Origin of the sequence: Yoonia maritima, assembly GCF_002933395.1 — a bacterium.
GTDB lineage: Bacteria > Pseudomonadota > Alphaproteobacteria > Rhodobacterales > Rhodobacteraceae > Yoonia > Yoonia maritima_A.
Genome location: NZ_PKFN01000008.1, coordinates 232,343 through 248,020 on the forward strand (window position 1 = coordinate 232,343; position 15,678 = coordinate 248,020).

The 15,678-nt window shown below is 53.7% G+C and carries 16 protein-coding genes; 5 read left to right on the forward strand and 11 right to left on the reverse strand.

Features of this window, described 5'->3' with window-relative positions; all coding sequences use genetic code 11:
• From CYQ09_RS07635 to CYQ09_RS07650, 4 genes are read right to left on the reverse strand one after another with little or no spacing between them, the layout of a single operon-like run.
• Positions 1-999 carry an endonuclease/exonuclease/phosphatase family protein gene (locus tag CYQ09_RS07635; protein ID WP_106744827.1) on the reverse strand — a complete coding sequence of 333 codons (999 nt, stop codon included), beginning with the start codon at positions 997-999 and terminating at the stop codon, positions 1-3.
• Positions 996-1,676, reverse strand: a complete 681-nt coding sequence (locus CYQ09_RS07640) for a molecular chaperone DjiA (RefSeq protein ID WP_106744828.1) — start codon at positions 1,674-1,676, stop codon at positions 996-998. Before CYQ09_RS07640 ends, CYQ09_RS07635 begins: the two co-directional genes overlap by 4 nt.
• A gap of 11 nt (positions 1,677-1,687) precedes the next feature.
• Entirely contained in the window at positions 1,688-2,155 is a 468-nt protein-coding gene (locus CYQ09_RS07645; protein ID WP_106744829.1) for a GNAT family N-acetyltransferase, read from the reverse strand.
• Entirely contained in the window at positions 2,152-2,778 is a 627-nt protein-coding gene (locus tag CYQ09_RS07650) for a VOC family protein (protein ID WP_239495885.1), read from the reverse strand. The genes CYQ09_RS07645 and CYQ09_RS07650 overlap by 4 nt, the downstream gene beginning before the upstream one ends.
• A gap of 88 nt (positions 2,779-2,866) precedes the next feature.
• Between CYQ09_RS07650 and nhaA the strand changes: the two genes are divergently transcribed.
• Positions 2,867-4,039: a Na+/H+ antiporter NhaA gene (gene nhaA / locus CYQ09_RS07655; RefSeq protein WP_106744831.1), complete on the forward strand. Its 1,173-nt coding sequence runs from the start codon at positions 2,867-2,869 to the stop codon at positions 4,037-4,039.
• 31 nt (positions 4,040-4,070) lie between these two features.
• Here the strand turns inward: nhaA and scpA are convergent, their stop codons facing one another.
• Positions 4,071-6,197, reverse strand: a complete 2,127-nt coding sequence (gene scpA, locus CYQ09_RS07660; RefSeq protein WP_106744832.1) for a methylmalonyl-CoA mutase — start codon at positions 6,195-6,197, stop codon at positions 4,071-4,073.
• Positions 6,198-6,286: 89 nt separating this feature from the next.
• Here scpA and CYQ09_RS07665 point away from each other — a divergent pair, with 89 nt between their 5' ends.
• A complete protein-coding gene (locus tag CYQ09_RS07665; protein WP_106744833.1) occupies positions 6,287-6,757 on the forward strand; it encodes a DUF4174 domain-containing protein in 471 nt (156 codons plus the stop codon).
• A gap of 5 nt (positions 6,758-6,762) precedes the next feature.
• Here CYQ09_RS07665 and CYQ09_RS07670 read toward each other — a convergent pair whose 3' ends face one another.
• The 4 genes from CYQ09_RS07670 to CYQ09_RS07685 form a co-directional block, all read right to left on the reverse strand.
• Entirely contained in the window at positions 6,763-8,760 is a 1,998-nt protein-coding gene (locus CYQ09_RS07670) for an acetyl-CoA carboxylase biotin carboxylase subunit (RefSeq protein ID WP_106744834.1), read from the reverse strand.
• Between the two features lie 93 nt (positions 8,761-8,853).
• Entirely contained in the window at positions 8,854-9,060 is a 207-nt protein-coding gene (locus tag CYQ09_RS07675) for a hypothetical protein (protein ID WP_106355155.1), read from the reverse strand.
• Between the two features lie 342 nt (positions 9,061-9,402).
• The gene (locus CYQ09_RS07680; protein ID WP_106744835.1) at positions 9,403-9,765 is read right to left on the reverse strand and encodes a hypothetical protein; all 363 of its coding nucleotides are present in this window, start codon (positions 9,763-9,765) and stop codon (positions 9,403-9,405) included.
• Positions 9,766-9,823: 58 nt separating this feature from the next.
• Positions 9,824-11,350, reverse strand: a complete 1,527-nt coding sequence (locus CYQ09_RS07685) for an acyl-CoA carboxylase subunit beta (protein ID WP_106744836.1) — start codon at positions 11,348-11,350, stop codon at positions 9,824-9,826.
• 191 nt (positions 11,351-11,541) lie between these two features.
• Between CYQ09_RS07685 and CYQ09_RS07690 the strand changes: the two genes are divergently transcribed.
• Genes CYQ09_RS07690 through CYQ09_RS07700 form a run of 3 tightly spaced genes read left to right on the forward strand, consistent with a single transcriptional unit; the run spans position 11,542 to position 14,695 of the window.
• The gene (locus tag CYQ09_RS07690) at positions 11,542-12,753 is read left to right on the forward strand and encodes a multidrug effflux MFS transporter (RefSeq protein WP_106744837.1); all 1,212 of its coding nucleotides are present in this window, start codon (positions 11,542-11,544) and stop codon (positions 12,751-12,753) included.
• A gap of 52 nt (positions 12,754-12,805) precedes the next feature.
• Positions 12,806-14,206: a helix-turn-helix domain-containing protein gene (locus CYQ09_RS07695; protein WP_106744838.1), complete on the forward strand. Its 1,401-nt coding sequence runs from the start codon at positions 12,806-12,808 to the stop codon at positions 14,204-14,206.
• 27 nt (positions 14,207-14,233) lie between these two features.
• On the forward strand, positions 14,234-14,695 hold the full coding sequence (locus tag CYQ09_RS07700) for a CoxG family protein (protein WP_106744839.1): 462 nt from the start codon (positions 14,234-14,236) through the stop codon (positions 14,693-14,695).
• Between the two features lie 8 nt (positions 14,696-14,703).
• Here CYQ09_RS07700 and CYQ09_RS07705 read toward each other — a convergent pair whose 3' ends face one another.
• Both CYQ09_RS07705 and CYQ09_RS07710 read right to left on the reverse strand, forming a co-directional pair.
• Positions 14,704-14,946, reverse strand: coding sequence for a YdcH family protein (locus CYQ09_RS07705; RefSeq protein ID WP_106744840.1), 243 nt, complete (start codon positions 14,944-14,946; stop codon positions 14,704-14,706).
• A 78-nt stretch (positions 14,947-15,024) separates the two neighbouring features.
• Positions 15,025-15,621, reverse strand: coding sequence for a thermonuclease family protein (locus tag CYQ09_RS07710; protein WP_239495886.1), 597 nt, complete (start codon positions 15,619-15,621; stop codon positions 15,025-15,027).
• Between the last annotated feature and the right edge of the window lie 57 nt (positions 15,622-15,678).

Below are 15,678 nucleotides of genomic sequence, written 5' to 3' on the forward strand. Positions count from 1 at the left end.
CTAGGCTGATAAATCCAAAACCACCGGAAAATGATCAGACGCAAGCAGTAATGCATTCCGCAAAGGCTCATTTTCATAGCAATCAGGGTGATCAAACGGGTGCCAAATTTGCCATTGAGGTTTCTTTGACCGCAGGCTTGGTGAAACCATAATGTAGTCTAACAGCGCCTGAAGATACGGTTCACCCTTGCGCTTGAACCGAGATGTGGTTGGCATCGCCCCCAAACGGCTGCTAAGCGCCTGTCGCGCATGCGGGTCAAACATCTGCGTTCCATTGCCTTCGCCCAGAACGATTTCGACGCCTGATCTGCCAAACAGTTTTTCGTATTCATCCAGACCCGGACCATCGTTGAAATCGCCTAACACGATCAAGTGTTCCTCAGCCGCCAAATGGCTTTCGACCCGCCCACGCAACCAGACACATTGCGCCAATTGTTTACGGCGGTTCTCGATTGAAATTCGGATTGCTTCGGCATCGTTACGGGCACCGTGCGGGGCCTTAGACTTTGCGTGGACACCGATCAAACGCAAGGGCCCTGTCGGGCCAGTCACGGCCAATTCAAGCGGCGGCTTGGACCAACGGATCGGCTCTGGAGCAGCATCAACATCAATATCCATGGCGAAGGTTTGGTCGAATCTTGGAAATTTATCGTCGCCTTTCGGATCATGCACCGCCGTAACCACATCAGGATCGTATAGCATCGCAATTTCTTGTTGGGTGTCATTTGGATACCCCATCACGGCTGAACGCGCACGAAGTCCAAAATACGCTGCAAAGCTTTCAAGCGCAGTAACAGTATGTCTGTGCGGGCTTGTGTCGGGGGCCTCGATAATCATAACGGCATCAGCATCCATCGCAGTGAACACATCACCCAAGGCTTGGGTTTGCTGCGCACGCGTCACGTCCCAGCGCGATGACCACCCACCGTCATTGATCAGCTCTCCTGCGTTGTTAAACAGGCTATTGAACCATTCGACGTTGTAGGTCGCTATTCTCATCTGCTGGCACCTTGGATTTCTTCCCAAGCACGGTTTATTGCAACCATGCGGCGTTCTGCTAGTTTCACGGCCTCTTCTGGGACGCCACGCGCTATCATTTGATCAGGGTGCGTATCGCGTACTAACTGCCGCCAAGCGCTGCGAACCTCGTCCATAGGTGTCTCAGGTGACACACCCAACACATCGTATGGATCGCGTTCAGCCTCGGTCACGAACTGCGCGCGGATACCGCGAAAACGCCGATCATCGAAACCGAATATCTGGGCGACATTATGCAAAAAATCATCCTCTTTCGGATGATAAACACCGTCAGCCATCGCGATCTGGAACAGGCCTTCCATCAGGTGGCATAGTGGCCGGTCATCATCGCCAAACATTGCCTTGATCTGGCGGGCATAGCTTTCGTACCCAGCGACGTCCTGCCGCGCGAGGTTGAACACACGCGCTGCGTTCTCCTCTTCCTCTGGGGGAATGACGAATACTTCACGAAAGGCCACAACTTCATCGCGTGTCACGATTCCGTCTGCTTTGGCCATCTTTGCACCCAAGGCAATCACAGCAATCGCAAAGGCCACAGTCCGGTCTGGTGATGTCCGCAGCTTTTCAAAGACCGCAGAAAGCCCTTCGCCCGCTGTAAGTGCGGCAAGCGCTTCGGCAATGCGCGACCAGATCGACATATGCATTCCTTTCAAAGGTGCTTTTGCATCAATACGAGATCGATCCAACGGCCGAACTTGAACCCCACTTCGGGCAAGGTTGCAACCGTCTGAAACCCAAGCGCGGCATGAAATCGCACCGCACCGGGGTTCTCTGCGCTGCAGCCAGCAAACAGGGTATGCATGCCAGCATTTTTCGCATGGTCGCACAGCGCCTTTATCAATTGCCGCCCTGCACCCTGCCCGTGCGCATCAGGATGTAGCATGATCGTATGTTCTGCCGTGTACCGATAACCCGCACCACCGCGAAACTGAAAGTACCGCGCAAAGCCTTGAACACGGCCTTCGACCTCCCACACAAGACAAGCCTGTTCGATCAGAGCAGCAACGTCATCGACTGATTTTTCATCCGGGTTAAACGTGATCGTCGTATCACGGATGGCAGCATTCCATATCTGCGCGATCGCTGGCGCGTCACCGGCCACGGCTGGGCGTATCATCGTAGTTCCTTCAATCCGTTCGGACCATCAAACCGGGCAACGAAACCCTGTGGTCCGACTTTAAACCGAATGCGTGGATCATCTAGCGGCGCAAGGCTGGCAATTTTCGTGGCCTCTGGATGCGAGACTGTAAATTCACGCAATCGCAACCCAGACAGTTTGAGGATTTGGGCAGGGTGAACAGTACACGCGCCCCACTTTATCAACGTGGGAAAACCCCCACCAAACGGCAGTCTGCCACCATCATGAACGGTAATATCCCAGCGCAAATTGCCACGCTCCAATCGTCTTTTGGGTCCAGCCGTATCGGCATAGTCGCTCAGATTATCGGCGCAACAGATCCAATTGGCCAAACGTGGCGGACCTGTAAAATCGTCCAACCCAAACCAACTATGTTCGGCAGAAGGAATGGTATCAGGATCTTTGGCAATCACTTCGAGGTAAAGACCATCTTCGAGACCAAGCAGCATATTATGCGTACCGTATTTTTCGTGCGAACCACCCCGTTCAAGCACAACACCCAACTGCGATTGCACCCAGTCGACACCTTCATTAAGGGTCGCCGCCCCAACGGCCAAATGATCTAGCACAAACATCCAAACGGCCCCCAAAGCATCAGTCAATTTCTCAAGAAACCCTCATTCAAGCCTTGATGCAAGCACGCAGCACGTTAGATAGAAGTGATAATTCACATATCTATAGGATAAGCACATGGCTCTACGCGCCGCGCTCGATCGTTTTTTTCGTCACGACGCTTTTGGGGGATTACTGTTAATGGCTTCAGCCGTAGTGGCATTGATTGTCGCGAACTCTGGCCTATCCCCATTATACGATCGTTTCCTAGGTGCGTATCTTGCCATCACAGTGAACGGCGAAGGCATAGAAAAGCCTGCCATTTTATGGATCAATGATGGATTGATGGCGATCTTCTTTTTCCTCATCGGGCTTGAGCTAAAGCGCGAAATTTTAGAAGGGAAACTAAAGAACCCGCGTGACGTGATTTTACCGGGAATGGCCGCCATCGGTGGTATGATCGTGCCCGCGCTTGTCTTTGTCGCCTTCAACTGGGGCAATCCGCTAACTATCAGCGGTTGGGCGATCCCCGCCGCAACAGATATCGCGTTTGCGCTGGGTATACTGGCTCTTGTCGGCGCACGCGCACCTGCATCACTCAAGGTGTTTTTACTAACGCTCGCCATCTTGGACGATCTCGGCGCAATCTTGATCATTGCGTTATTCTATACAGCGAACCTTAAGGTCGATTACCTGTTCTTATCAATTTTGCCACTGATCGGTCTGATAGTATTGAATCTACGTGGCACGCACCGACTGGCACCCGCAATTCTTTTGGGCGCAATCATGTGGTTCTTTGTACTGAAATCGGGTGTCCATGCGACGCTCGCAGGGGTGATCACGGCATTCCTTATCCCGATCAAAGATCGCTACGGAAAGTCACCGCTTCACGCGCTAGAGCATGGATTAACGCCTTACGTTTTGTATCTTATCATACCGATATTCGCATTTGCGAATGCTGGTGTCGTGCTAAAGGGGCTTTCAGTAAGCGATCTTTTTGCGCCGCTTCCAATCGGTATCGCGTTGGGACTCATCATCGGCAAGCAGGTCGGTGTTTTTGGCGTAAGCTATGCGATGGTTAAGTTGGGCCTCGTCCGCCTGCCTCACGGAGCGAATTGGGCGCATATCTATGGCGTGGCTTGCCTTGCAGGTATCGGCTTTACGATGTCTCTCTTTATTGGGTCCCTTAGCTTTGATAGCCCAGAACTGATGAACCAAGTCCGCCTTGGCGTGCTTTCTGGTTCGCTTGTCTCAGGATTGCTGGGCTATGGCGTTCTGATGATCGCTTCAAATCGCAGATTAGCCGCCTAACGTTTCGGCGACTATTTCTGTTCAATACACCCTAAGAACGTGCATCCCTAATCAAGCTCAAAATATCCTGAGCAGCCTTGGGGATGTTCGTTCCGGGCCCAAAGATCGCCTTAACGCCGTTATCATACAGGAATTGATAGTCCTGTTGGGGGATCACGCCGCCACAGATGACGATGATATCGTCGGCATCCGTATCCTTAAGCGCCTGCACTAACTGTGGTGCCAGCGTTTTGTGACCCGCAGCTTGCGAGCTGATCCCGATGACATGCACGTCATTGTCGATCGCGTCTTGTGCGGCTTCGGCTGGCGTTTGGAACAGTGGGCCAACATCGACGTCAAAACCGATATCGGCAAATGCGGTCGCGATGACCTTCGCCCCCCGGTCGTGACCATCTTGGCCCATCTTCACCACCAGCATCCGCGGGCGGCGACCTTCGTCTTCGGCAAAGGCTTCTACACTGCGCTGGATTTCAGCAAAGCCTTCGTCGCCTTCATAAGCGGCCCCATATACACCAGCGAGCGTTTTGACCTCTGCGCGGTGCCGTCCAAATGTCTTCTCCATCGCCATGCTGATTTCTCCGACTGTGGCGCGCGCGCGCGCGGCTTCGACTGCAGCTTCTAGAAGATTTCCGCCTTCGGTCGTACGGCGGGTGAGTTCATCGAGCGCCGCGTCAACAGCGGCCGCATCGCGGCCAGCCTTGGTCGCGGCGATACGTTTGACTTGGCCCTCGCGGACCGCGTTATTGTCGATATCAAGGATATCAATCGGGTCTTCTTTGTCCTTGCGGTATTTATTCACTCCGACGATCACTTCGGTGCCGCGATCAATGTCCGCTTGCCGACGGGCGGCGGTTTCTTCAATACGCAGTTTGGGCATCCCAGAGGCCACCGCCTTGGTCATGCCACCTAATTCTTCGACTTCTTCGATCAGCGCCCACGCCTTATCCGCGAGTTCAGCGGTCAGGTTTTCGACATAGTACGACCCCGCCAGCGGATCGACGACATTGGTGATGCCTGTTTCTTCTTGCAAGATCAGCTGCGTGTTGCGAGCAATACGCGCGCTGAATTCGGTTGGCAGCGCGATAGCCTCGTCCAAGGCGTTTGTGTGCAAAGATTGCGTACCACCCAGTGCGGCCGCCATCGCCTCATACGCTGTGCGGATTACGTTGTTGTATGGGTCCTGTTCCTGCAATGAAACGCCGCTGGTCTGACAGTGTGTACGTAGCATGGATGACTTTGGGTTCTTTGGTTCGAACTCTTCCATGATCCGCGACCACAGCAATCGGGCCGCGCGTAGCTTTGCGGCCTCCATGAAAAAATTCATGCCGATAGCAAAGAAGAACGACAGGCGCCCAGCAAATGCATCCACATCCATGCCCCGCGCAATCGCGGCACGGACATATTCGCGGCCATCGGCCAATGTGTAAGCCAGCTCTTGGACAAGGTTCGCGCCCGCCTCTTGCATGTGATAGCCAGAGATCGAGATAGAGTTGAACTTCGGCATCTCATTCGAGGTGTATTCAATAATATCCGCAATGATCCGCATCGACGGCTCTGGCGGATACACATAAGTATTCCGAACCATGAATTCCTTGAGGATATCGTTCTGGATCGTGCCGGACAGCAACGCTTTATCGTGGCCCTGCTCTTGGCCAGCGACGATGAAATTCGCAAGGATCGGGATCACTGCGCCGTTCATCGTCATCGACACGGAAACCTTATCCAACGGAATACCATCGAACAGGATTTTCATATCCTCAACACTATCAATCGCAACGCCAGCTTTGCCAACGTCACCCTCGACCCGGGGATGGTCGCTGTCGTAGCCGCGGTGTGTTGCTAGGTCAAAAGCAACGGACACACCCTGCTGACCGGCATCCAAGGCCTTGCGGTAAAACGCGTTCGATTCTTCGGCTGTCGAAAAACCTGCATATTGCCGGATCGTCCAAGGGCGGCCCGCATACATCGTGGCCTTTACACCACGCGTAAAAGGCGCAGCACCCGGAATGCCCCCAATATGCGGCAGGTCAGCGGTATCTTCGGCGGTGTACAACGGCTTGACCGCGATGCCTTCCAATGTGTCCCATGTCAGGGCATCCAAGGGTTTGCCACGTAGTTCTTTTGTGGCGATTTCTTCCCATTTTTTCTTATCGGTCATGCTGGCCTCCTGCTGAGGGTGCGAAATTAATTTCGCGAATGTGCGCTTGGCCCTTAGAATTTGGGCAAGCGACAGCTATATCTAATGTTATGAAGTTACTAACGCACATCGGTTTAACCGTTTTCATCATCGCTTTCGGCAACGCGCTTGCAGCCCAAGAACGAACTGTTCTGGAACGCTGGGAGGCTGACCACACAGAAATTTTCGATGCAAGTGATGTGTCGCTAGACGAATTGCACTGGATCGCACGGCCTTTGATTGTCTTTGCAGACAGTCCCAACGACCCACGTTTCCAGCAACAAATGGACCTGCTTTCTTCCGGTCGCGATGATCTAGCTGAGCGTGACGTGATCATCATCACCGACACAGACCCAGCCGCGCTAACGTCTGTACGCACAACACTACGTCCACGCGGATATTCCATGGCATTGCTCGGCAAAGACGGGCGTGTCGCGCTGCGCAAACCCACACCATGGAGCGTACGAGAGCTATCGCGATCCATCGACAAAATGCCCCTGCGCCAGCAAGAGGTCGAAGACCGTCGTTTGTTGGCGCAGTAGGTCACTTATTCGAACTCCATGATCACGTCATCCACAGCGAGGCTATCACCGCCGGCTGCGTTGACCTTTTTCACGATGCCCTTTCGTTCGGCGCGTAGGATGTTTTCCATTTTCATCGCCTCAACAGTGCACAGTGCTTGGCCTTCTTGAACCTCGTCGCCTGCTTGCACATCGACCTTCACGATCAGACCGGGCATCGGGCACAGTAGGAACTTTGAGGTATCCGGCGGAAGCTTTTCTGGCATCAGTTTGGCGAGCTCCGCCTGACGCGGGCTGCGTACGTGTACCTTAATATCAGCCCCACGATACCGCACCCGGAACCCGCCCGAAATCTTGCCAACCTTAAGAACCAGTGGCGAACCATCGACCGTTAAACGGGCAAGCGGGTCACCCGGTGTCCAATCGCTTTCGACACGCAGCGTTGCGTCACCGATTGTGACAGTAGCGCCATCACGGTCGGCGTCTATTTTTACTTCATGTGACGCGCCATGAAGGCTTACGACCCAATCTTCGCCAACGTGGCGTTCATGATTACCCATCGTGCCTGAAATGCGTGCGCGTCGAATTTCGCCAACACGGTGCATGGCAGAGGTCGCCGCTGCGATCCGGATGCAAGCATCCTCATCCAGCGTTACGCCTTCAAACCCGTCGGGGTATTCTTCTTCGATAAAGGCAGTCGTCATGTTGCCGCTGGTGAATTTCGGGTGGTCATAGACCGCAGCCAAGAACGGAAGGTTGTGACCGATACCTTCGAGTTCAAACCCATCCAGCGCCAAACGCATTTCTTCAATCGCAGTGGCGCGATCCGGTGCCCAAGTACAAAGCTTTGCGATCATCGGATCGTAATACATGCTGATCTCGCCGCCTTCGAACACCCCCGTGTCGTTGCGAACTGCCCGGCTAGGTGTCGCCTCTTCTGTTGGGGGGCGATAACGGGTCAAACGGCCGATTGAAGGCAGGAAGTTCCGATATGGGTCTTCGGCGTACAGGCGGCTTTCCATCGCCCAGCCATTAATTTTCAGATCGGACTGCGCGAACGGCAGCTTTTCACCTGCGGCGACACGGATCATCTGTTCGACCAGATCAACACCCGTGATCAGTTCGGTGACGGGGTGTTCCACCTGCAAGCGCGTGTTCATTTCCAGGAAATAGAAATTCCGGTCACCATCAACGATGAATTCCACCGTACCCGCGCTTGTGTAGCCAACGGCCTGCGCCAATGCGACAGACTGTTCGCCCATCGCTTTGCGGGTCGCCTCATCAAGGAATGGGCTTGGTGCTTCTTCGATCACCTTCTGGTTCCGGCGCTGGATCGAACATTCGCGTTCGTGCAGATAAACAGCGTTACCGTGACTATCCGCCAAGACCTGAATTTCGATGTGGCGCGGTTGGGTCACGAATTTTTCGATAAAGATGCGGTCATCGCCAAAGCTGCTGGCCGCTTCGTTCTTGGAGCTTTGGAAACCTTCGCGTGCTTCGTCATCGTTCCACGCGATACGCATACCCTTACCACCACCACCGGCAGAGGCTTTGATCATGACGGGATAACCAACTTGGTTGGAAATCTTGACCGCATCTTCGGCGTCTTCAATCAGCCCCATATAACCAGGAACGGTCGAAACATTCGCCTCTTGGGCAATTTTCTTGGACGTGATCTTATCGCCCATCTTTTCAATTGCACCCGTTGGCGGACCGATAAAGGCAACGCCAGCAGCGGCTAGCGCTTCGGCAAATTTGGAATTTTCGGACAGAAAGCCATAACCGGGGTGCACCGCTTCTGCGCCGGTCTGCTTGATCGCATCCATCACCTTGTCGATGACGATGTAAGACTGGTTCGCAGGGGGCGGGCCGATGTGAACGGCCTCGTCTGCCATTTTGACATGCAGCGCATTTTTGTCAGCATCAGAATAAATCGCGACGGTCTGAATGCCCATTTTGCGTGCGGTCTTGATCACACGGCAGGCAATCTCGCCTCGGTTAGCGATTAGGATTTTCTTGAACATGTTGGCTCCCCCAAACAAAAAATCGCCGCCGGAGTAATACCCGGGCGGCGATTCATTTGATTTATACGCGCCGAAATGGCGCGCGTATTCGTATTACCTACAACCGTTGATGCCTGCATCATCGCAAAGTACGCCTGCGGCCGCACCAGCAAGAATGGTCCCGGTACGATCTGTGCCCAGCACTTCAGCCGCAACAAGACCTGCGCCTGCGCCTGCAACGCCGCGCTCCACGTCGCCTTCAAGACAGCCAGCAAGGCCGAACATAGCCACTGCGGCAAGGATGATTGATGTCTTTTGCATAGTTTTCTGCCCTTTGAAATTGTGTTTGCAGACCAAGAATTGGCCCTATTCACAGCTAAATCAATAGACACAGTTGCGTGATATTCAATAACAGTCGCTTTTCCGCCGATATTCGGACCAAAATCGAGGTCCGGTCCACCTAGTGAGGAGGCAGACCGGTAAATTGAGGGGTCGGTGGATGGGCGATCTATGCGAAGTCTGTTGGCAGACCTTTGATACGCTAACTTTAGTCTGTGCGACCGGAACGCATCTGCATACCCACTTATGATGCCCCCCCACAATTGGGCTAATTTTCGCCCACTTGTGACACCGCACTGCATATGAACCCCCGCCACCATCTCGTTATTTTCCGAATACTTCGGGAAAGCTGACCTGCGCGACTTTTACATCGATCTTCAACATGGCCTCGTAATCAGCGGGATCAAATGGATCCTCGGCTGGGATCACTTCGCGGCCAAACAACCAACTGATGCGCCCCGCATCTAGATTACCGCGCACGAATGGCTCTTCGCCGAAATGTTCCCACAGCGCCTGCATAAAGCCTGCATCCGCGCGTTTATCGGGTGGGCGGCGATCAGGGTAACGCACGCGTTCTGTCAATTCTGTCGCACCGTCCTTATTGGCGCGACGAAGCACGAACTGAAAATCCGTCCCCGGCAATCGCCCAGGAAAGCCACGATGTTTATCCATATATGGCAGTGCCATTATTGTTCCCTTTCGATGTGATCTTTGCTGCGTGCATTAACCACGCAGCGCCATAATATCACAGCGGAATGTTGTCGTGTTTCTTCCACGGGTTTTGCAATTTCTTGCTCCTTAGCGATGCAAAGGCCCGGCATACCCGTTTGCGTGTCGAATGCGGCATGATCACTTCGTCGATGAACCCTTTTTCAGCGGCAACAAATGGGTTCGCGAAACGATCTTCGTATTCTTTCGTCCGCTCCGCGATTTCTTCGGGCGTTTTACCGCGGTGGATGATCTCGGTTGCGCCCTTGGCGCCCATCACCGCGATTTCAGCCGTCGGCCACGCATAGTTGAAATCGCCGCGCAGGTGTTTGGACGCCATCACGTCATATGCGCCGCCGTAAGCTTTGCGGGTGATAACAGTCACTTTGGGTACAGTGGCCTCACCATAAGCAAAGAGCAATTTCGCTCCGTGCTTAATAACGCCACCGTACTCTTGTGATGTACCAGGGAGGAAACCGGGCACGTCAACGAGGGTCAGGATCGGAATTTCAAAGGCATCACAGAACCGCACAAAACGCGCGGCTTTGCGTGAACTATCGATATCAAGACAGCCAGCCAACACCATCGGTTGGTTAGCCACGACACCGACTGTCGATCCTTCAAGGCGAATAAATCCAGTCAGAATGTTTTTCGCAAACTCTTCCTGAATTTCATAAAAATCACCTTCATCTGCGAGCTTATGAATCAGCTCTTTCATGTCATAAGGCGCGTTCGGGTTATCAGGGATCAGCGTATCAAGGCTGTCTTCAATCCGGTTCACATCATCAAAGAACGGACGTACCGGTGGTTTCTCGCGGTTATTCAACGGCAAGAAATCAACCAAACGGCGCGCTTCGGCCAAAGCCTCGACATCGTTATCAAACGCGCCATCTGCAACGCTGGATTTCTTGGAATGGGTCGATGCACCGCCAAGTTCTTCGGCGGTCACGACTTCGTTCGTGACAGTTTTCACAACGTCAGGACCAGTCACAAACATATAGCTGCTATCTTTGACCATAAAGATAAAGTCGGTCATCGCCGGGCTATAAACGGCACCTCCCGCGCAAGGGCCCATGATCAGGCTGATCTGTGGAACAACGCCCGATGCCATAATATTGCGTTGGAAAACCTCGGCATAGCCCGCAAGCGATGCAACGCCTTCTTGGATACGCGCGCCACCTGAGTCGTTGATACCAATCACTGGCGCGCCATTTTGCATAGCCATATCCATGATCTTGCAAATCTTTTGGGCATGCGTTTCGGATAGCGAACCACCGAAGACAGTGAAATCCTGTGAAAACACATAGACCATACGACCGTTAATCGTGCCCCAGCCCGTTACAACACCATCACCCGCTGGACGGTCATCTTCCATCCCAAAGTCGGTGCAGCGATGCGCGACAAACATATCGAATTCTTCGAACGACCCTTCGTCCAGCAATAGATCAATCCGCTCGCGCGCGGTTAGCTTGCCTTTGCTGTGCTGTGCAGCGATCCTACGTTCACCACCGCCAAGCCGCGCGATGTCACGCCGGTTTTCGAGCTCTTGCAAAACATCCATCAGATCGCCCCTTCGCCAATTCGATATACTCTCTTAACCCTAATCGGTTTTATCGCGAAGCACGAAGCGGAATATTTGCAAATTCTACGTTTAGCTAAACCCACATTATGCAAACATGCAAACTTTTGCCTTTTGATAAAAATTTATCACGCTCACCGATAGACAACCCAAACGCGCGCACCTAACTCTTGGCAATGAGCAATTTACCCTTCATTCGTTTTTTAGATCGCAGCACGCCACCACATATTGTCACCCTTGTGCTTATCACAGGCATGTCAGCGCTAAGCATGTCGATTTTTCTGCCCTCACTCGCCAAGATGACGACCTACTTCGACACCGACTACGCCATCATGCAGATCGCGTTATCTGGCTACTTGGCCGCGACTGCTGTGCTGCAAATATTCATCGGCCCAATCTCGGACCGTTACGGCAGGCGCATCATGATCATGGGTGCACTGGCAATTTTCGTCATCGCGTCAATCGGCGCATTTCTTGCACCGACAGTACAAGCCTTCTTATTTTTCCGTATTCTGCAGGCCGCGGTCGCCACATCCCTCGCGCTCAGCCGCGCAATCGTACGCGATATCGTTTCCCAAGAAGAAGCCGCATCAATGATGGGCTATGTTACGATGGGCACAGCACTAGTTCCGATGTTCGGCCCGATGGTCGGTGGACTACTAGACGAGGCATTCGGCTGGCATGCAACATTCGTTTTTCTTGCACTCGCAGGGGCTGCCACCCTTATTCTCGTATATCTGGATCTTGGCGAAACGGTTGCAAAGGGTGGCGTTAGCTTTCGCGATCAGGTCAAAGCCTACCCAGAGCTACTAAGTTCGCCGCGTTTCTGGGGTTACGCGCTGTGCAGTGCGTTTTCGTCAGGTGCATTCTTCGCCCTACTGGGCGGAGCATCCTTTGTCGGCAGTACGATCTTTGGGCTTTCCCCAATGTGGAGCGGCATTGCCCTTGGCGCGCCAGCCATTGGATATGCGGTCGGGAACTTCCTGTCAGGCAAATATTCGATACGCGTCGGCATCAATAAAATGGCAGTCATTGGAACCAGCCTCACCATTATCGGCCTTGGAATGTCTGCAGCCCTCACAATAGGAGGCATCGTACATCCGCTTAATTTCTTTGGGTTTTGTATATTTCTTGGCCTCGGCAACGGTATCGTCTTACCGAATGTGATGGCTGGGTCAATTTCGGTCAGACCCCACCTTGCAGGTACAGCCAGCGGACTAAGCGGGGCAATCATGATTGGCGGTGGCGCGGCCCTTTCTCAACTGGCAGGAGGAATTTTGACAGTCGAAACAGGCACTCTGCCCCTTCAACTTCTGATGCTCGCGACAGCAGTATGTTCACTCTTGTCCGTGCTGTTCGTCATCTGGCGCGAACGCAAGATCGCTTGACCCCACCTTTGCATTGGCTAATTTAAGTTAGCAAACTTGCAAAGGTAGCCAAATGGCCGTTCAGAAACTCTATGCGGGCGCAAAGCTGCGCGAACTCCGTGGACGGCTATCGCTGACGCAAAAGGATTTCGCCGGAAAACTTGGCGTGTCCCTGCCCTACTTAAACCAAATGGAAAATAACAACCGCCCCGTTTCGACTGCGGTGGTACTGGGCTTGGCGCAAGAGTTCGGGTTCGACGTGACCGAATTACAAGCCGGGGACGAAGCCCGCCTTGTAGGGGATATGCGCGAAGCGATGGCCGATCCGGTCCTAAGCGGCGCGGCCCCTGCCCTTGCTGACCTGCGGCTGGTCGCCGCAAACGCCCCCTCGATAGCCCGCGCGTTCCTAGATCTACACGCCGCTTATCGCCAAACCCATGAACGACTTGCATCCCTAGACGAGGCATTGGGCCGTGAAGACGCCCGCCTGCAACCCAGCCCATGGGAAGAGGTGCGTGATTTCTTTCACTATTGCGACAACTATATCGATGCCGTGGATCGCAGTGCCGAACGTTTCGCAAGCCAACGCGAACCGGATGAGACAATCGCAGACGCCGTTATTCGCGCGCTGTCAGCCCAGCAAATCAATGTCGTTTACGGCGACACCAATACGGTTCGCCACTACGATGCCCCTAGCAAAACGTTGACTATTTCGCGCTATGCGCACCCTGCAACCCAAAGCTTTCAATTGTTACTGCAGCTCGCGCTGATCACGCAAGAAGCATTATTAGACGCAACACTGGACCTTGCCCGTTTTCAATCACCCGAGGCCCGCAGCATCGCGAAAGTTGGGCTTGCGAACTACTTTGCAGGGGCCGCCCTGATGCCATACGGCGCATTCCTAGACGCCGCACAAAAAGAACGGCACGACCTAGAGGTGCTTGCGACACGTTTCGGCGCGTCCATCGAACAAGTCGCGCACCGCCTTTCGACCATGCAGCGCCCTGGCGCAAAGGGCATTCCATTCTTCTTTGTTCGGGTCGATCAGGCCGGAACGATCACCAAACGCCATTCGGCCACGACACTGCAATTTGCACGATACGGTGGGGCCTGCCCGCTGTGGAACATGCACCAAGCGTTCGAAACACCGGGCCAATTCTTGCGCCAACTTGCCGAAACACCAGACGGTGCACGCTATTTCTGCCTTGCCCGCGACGTCAGCAAATCGGGCGGCGCATATAATGTCCCAACACGGCGTTATGCAATTGGGTTAGGGTGCGAGGTGCGCCACGCACCCGCGCTGGTCTACGCCGATCACATGGATTTGGGCGCGGCAGATGCCTATGCCCCGATCGGGATTTCGTGCCGAATCTGCGAACGCCGCAATTGTCATCAGCGGTCAGTACCCCCACTTGAACGCCAGCTTCGCGTTGATCCAAATACGCGCGGCGTACTACCCTATCAAATCGACTGAACGTCATTCTAGGAAAGAAAACACAATATGGAACTGACAGGCACACGTGTCATCACAGCAGACATCGATACAGTCTGGGCGCATCTTAACAATGCTGAAACCTTGCAAGCCTGCATCCCGGGCTGTCAGGAATTGACGGGATCAGCCGAAGACGGATTTGCCGCAGTCGTCAAACAAAAGGTCGGCCCGGTATCCGCGACCTTCAAGGGTGAAGTCACACTTGAAAACGTTGCCGCACCTAATAGCTATACAATCGTTGGCGAAGGCAAAGGTGGGGTTGCAGGATTTGCCAAAGGGCGGGCCGATGTAACGCTCTCACCCGTCACTGAAGGGACCGAACTTAGCTATGTGGTCGATGCAAAAGTCGGCGGCAAGCTAGCGCAATTGGGCAGCCGCGTGATCGGCGGATTTGCCAAAAAGATGGCCGATCAGTTCTTTGAAAAATTCCAAGATACCGTCGAAGGCAGAGACAATGAAACCTCTGCCTAAGATGTGAACTAGGCCGCGTTTGCTAGCAAATTTGCGATTTTGTCTTTCAAAGCCATCCGCTGTTTACGCATTTGCGCCATGTTCAGATCATCTGTCGGCTCTACGTCAGTCTCGGCGCGGTGAACCGCACGGTTAAGATCGTGGTATTCATCGTACAGCTTTGCGAAATGCGCGTTAGATGCTTTTAGCTGCTGCATTACCTCAAGCTGGTCAGGGAATTCCGCTAGCAATTCATGAGGTGTGTGAGACATGGTTCTATCCTTCTGATGTCCAATTGAGGTCATCATAAAGCGGCCCGTATGGCCTCACATTGATCCGGATCAACAAATTTAACGACGTGCGGGGCGCCAACCCGCCGCTTCGGCCTCGGTCACCGTGCAAAACCAGCGCTCACCAGTTGCCGTGTTTATCCCGGTTCGGTCATAGTTTTGATTGCCCGGAACATGATAGATACGACCACCACCCGAAATGTTGCCCTTGATCACGCAGTCGGTCGTTGGCGCGTTGCGTTCGGCGACCTGTTCCGACCGATACTCGGCTGGCGCTTGCACCTGAAATCCCCAAAGTCCGCGACCCATTATGGCCGCCGCCTTTTCATCCAGATCATAATCGCCTGAATATTGCCGATAGGCCCAAGCATATCCTGCACTCACAATCGTTGCACCCATGTCCGCACCATCGACAGTGCAGCGTGCAACGACGCGCCCATATCGATCAGTATCAACTTTGGCACATCGTGCGTCGCGACCCTCGTATAGGGCCAACACGGCATTACGTGCCCACGCACCGCAATCCCATTCGTCACCATTCACGGAACAAGGCTGCCCCATCTCGGGCGCATCAATGCCATGCAAACGCACCCGCACACCGCCGACATCCAACGTATCAGCGTCGATCACATGGATCGTGCCATTAGGCGCAGCCATAGCAGCCGAGGCGCTAATTATAAAAATGAGAAGAGACCAAAACCGGAACATGCCGGT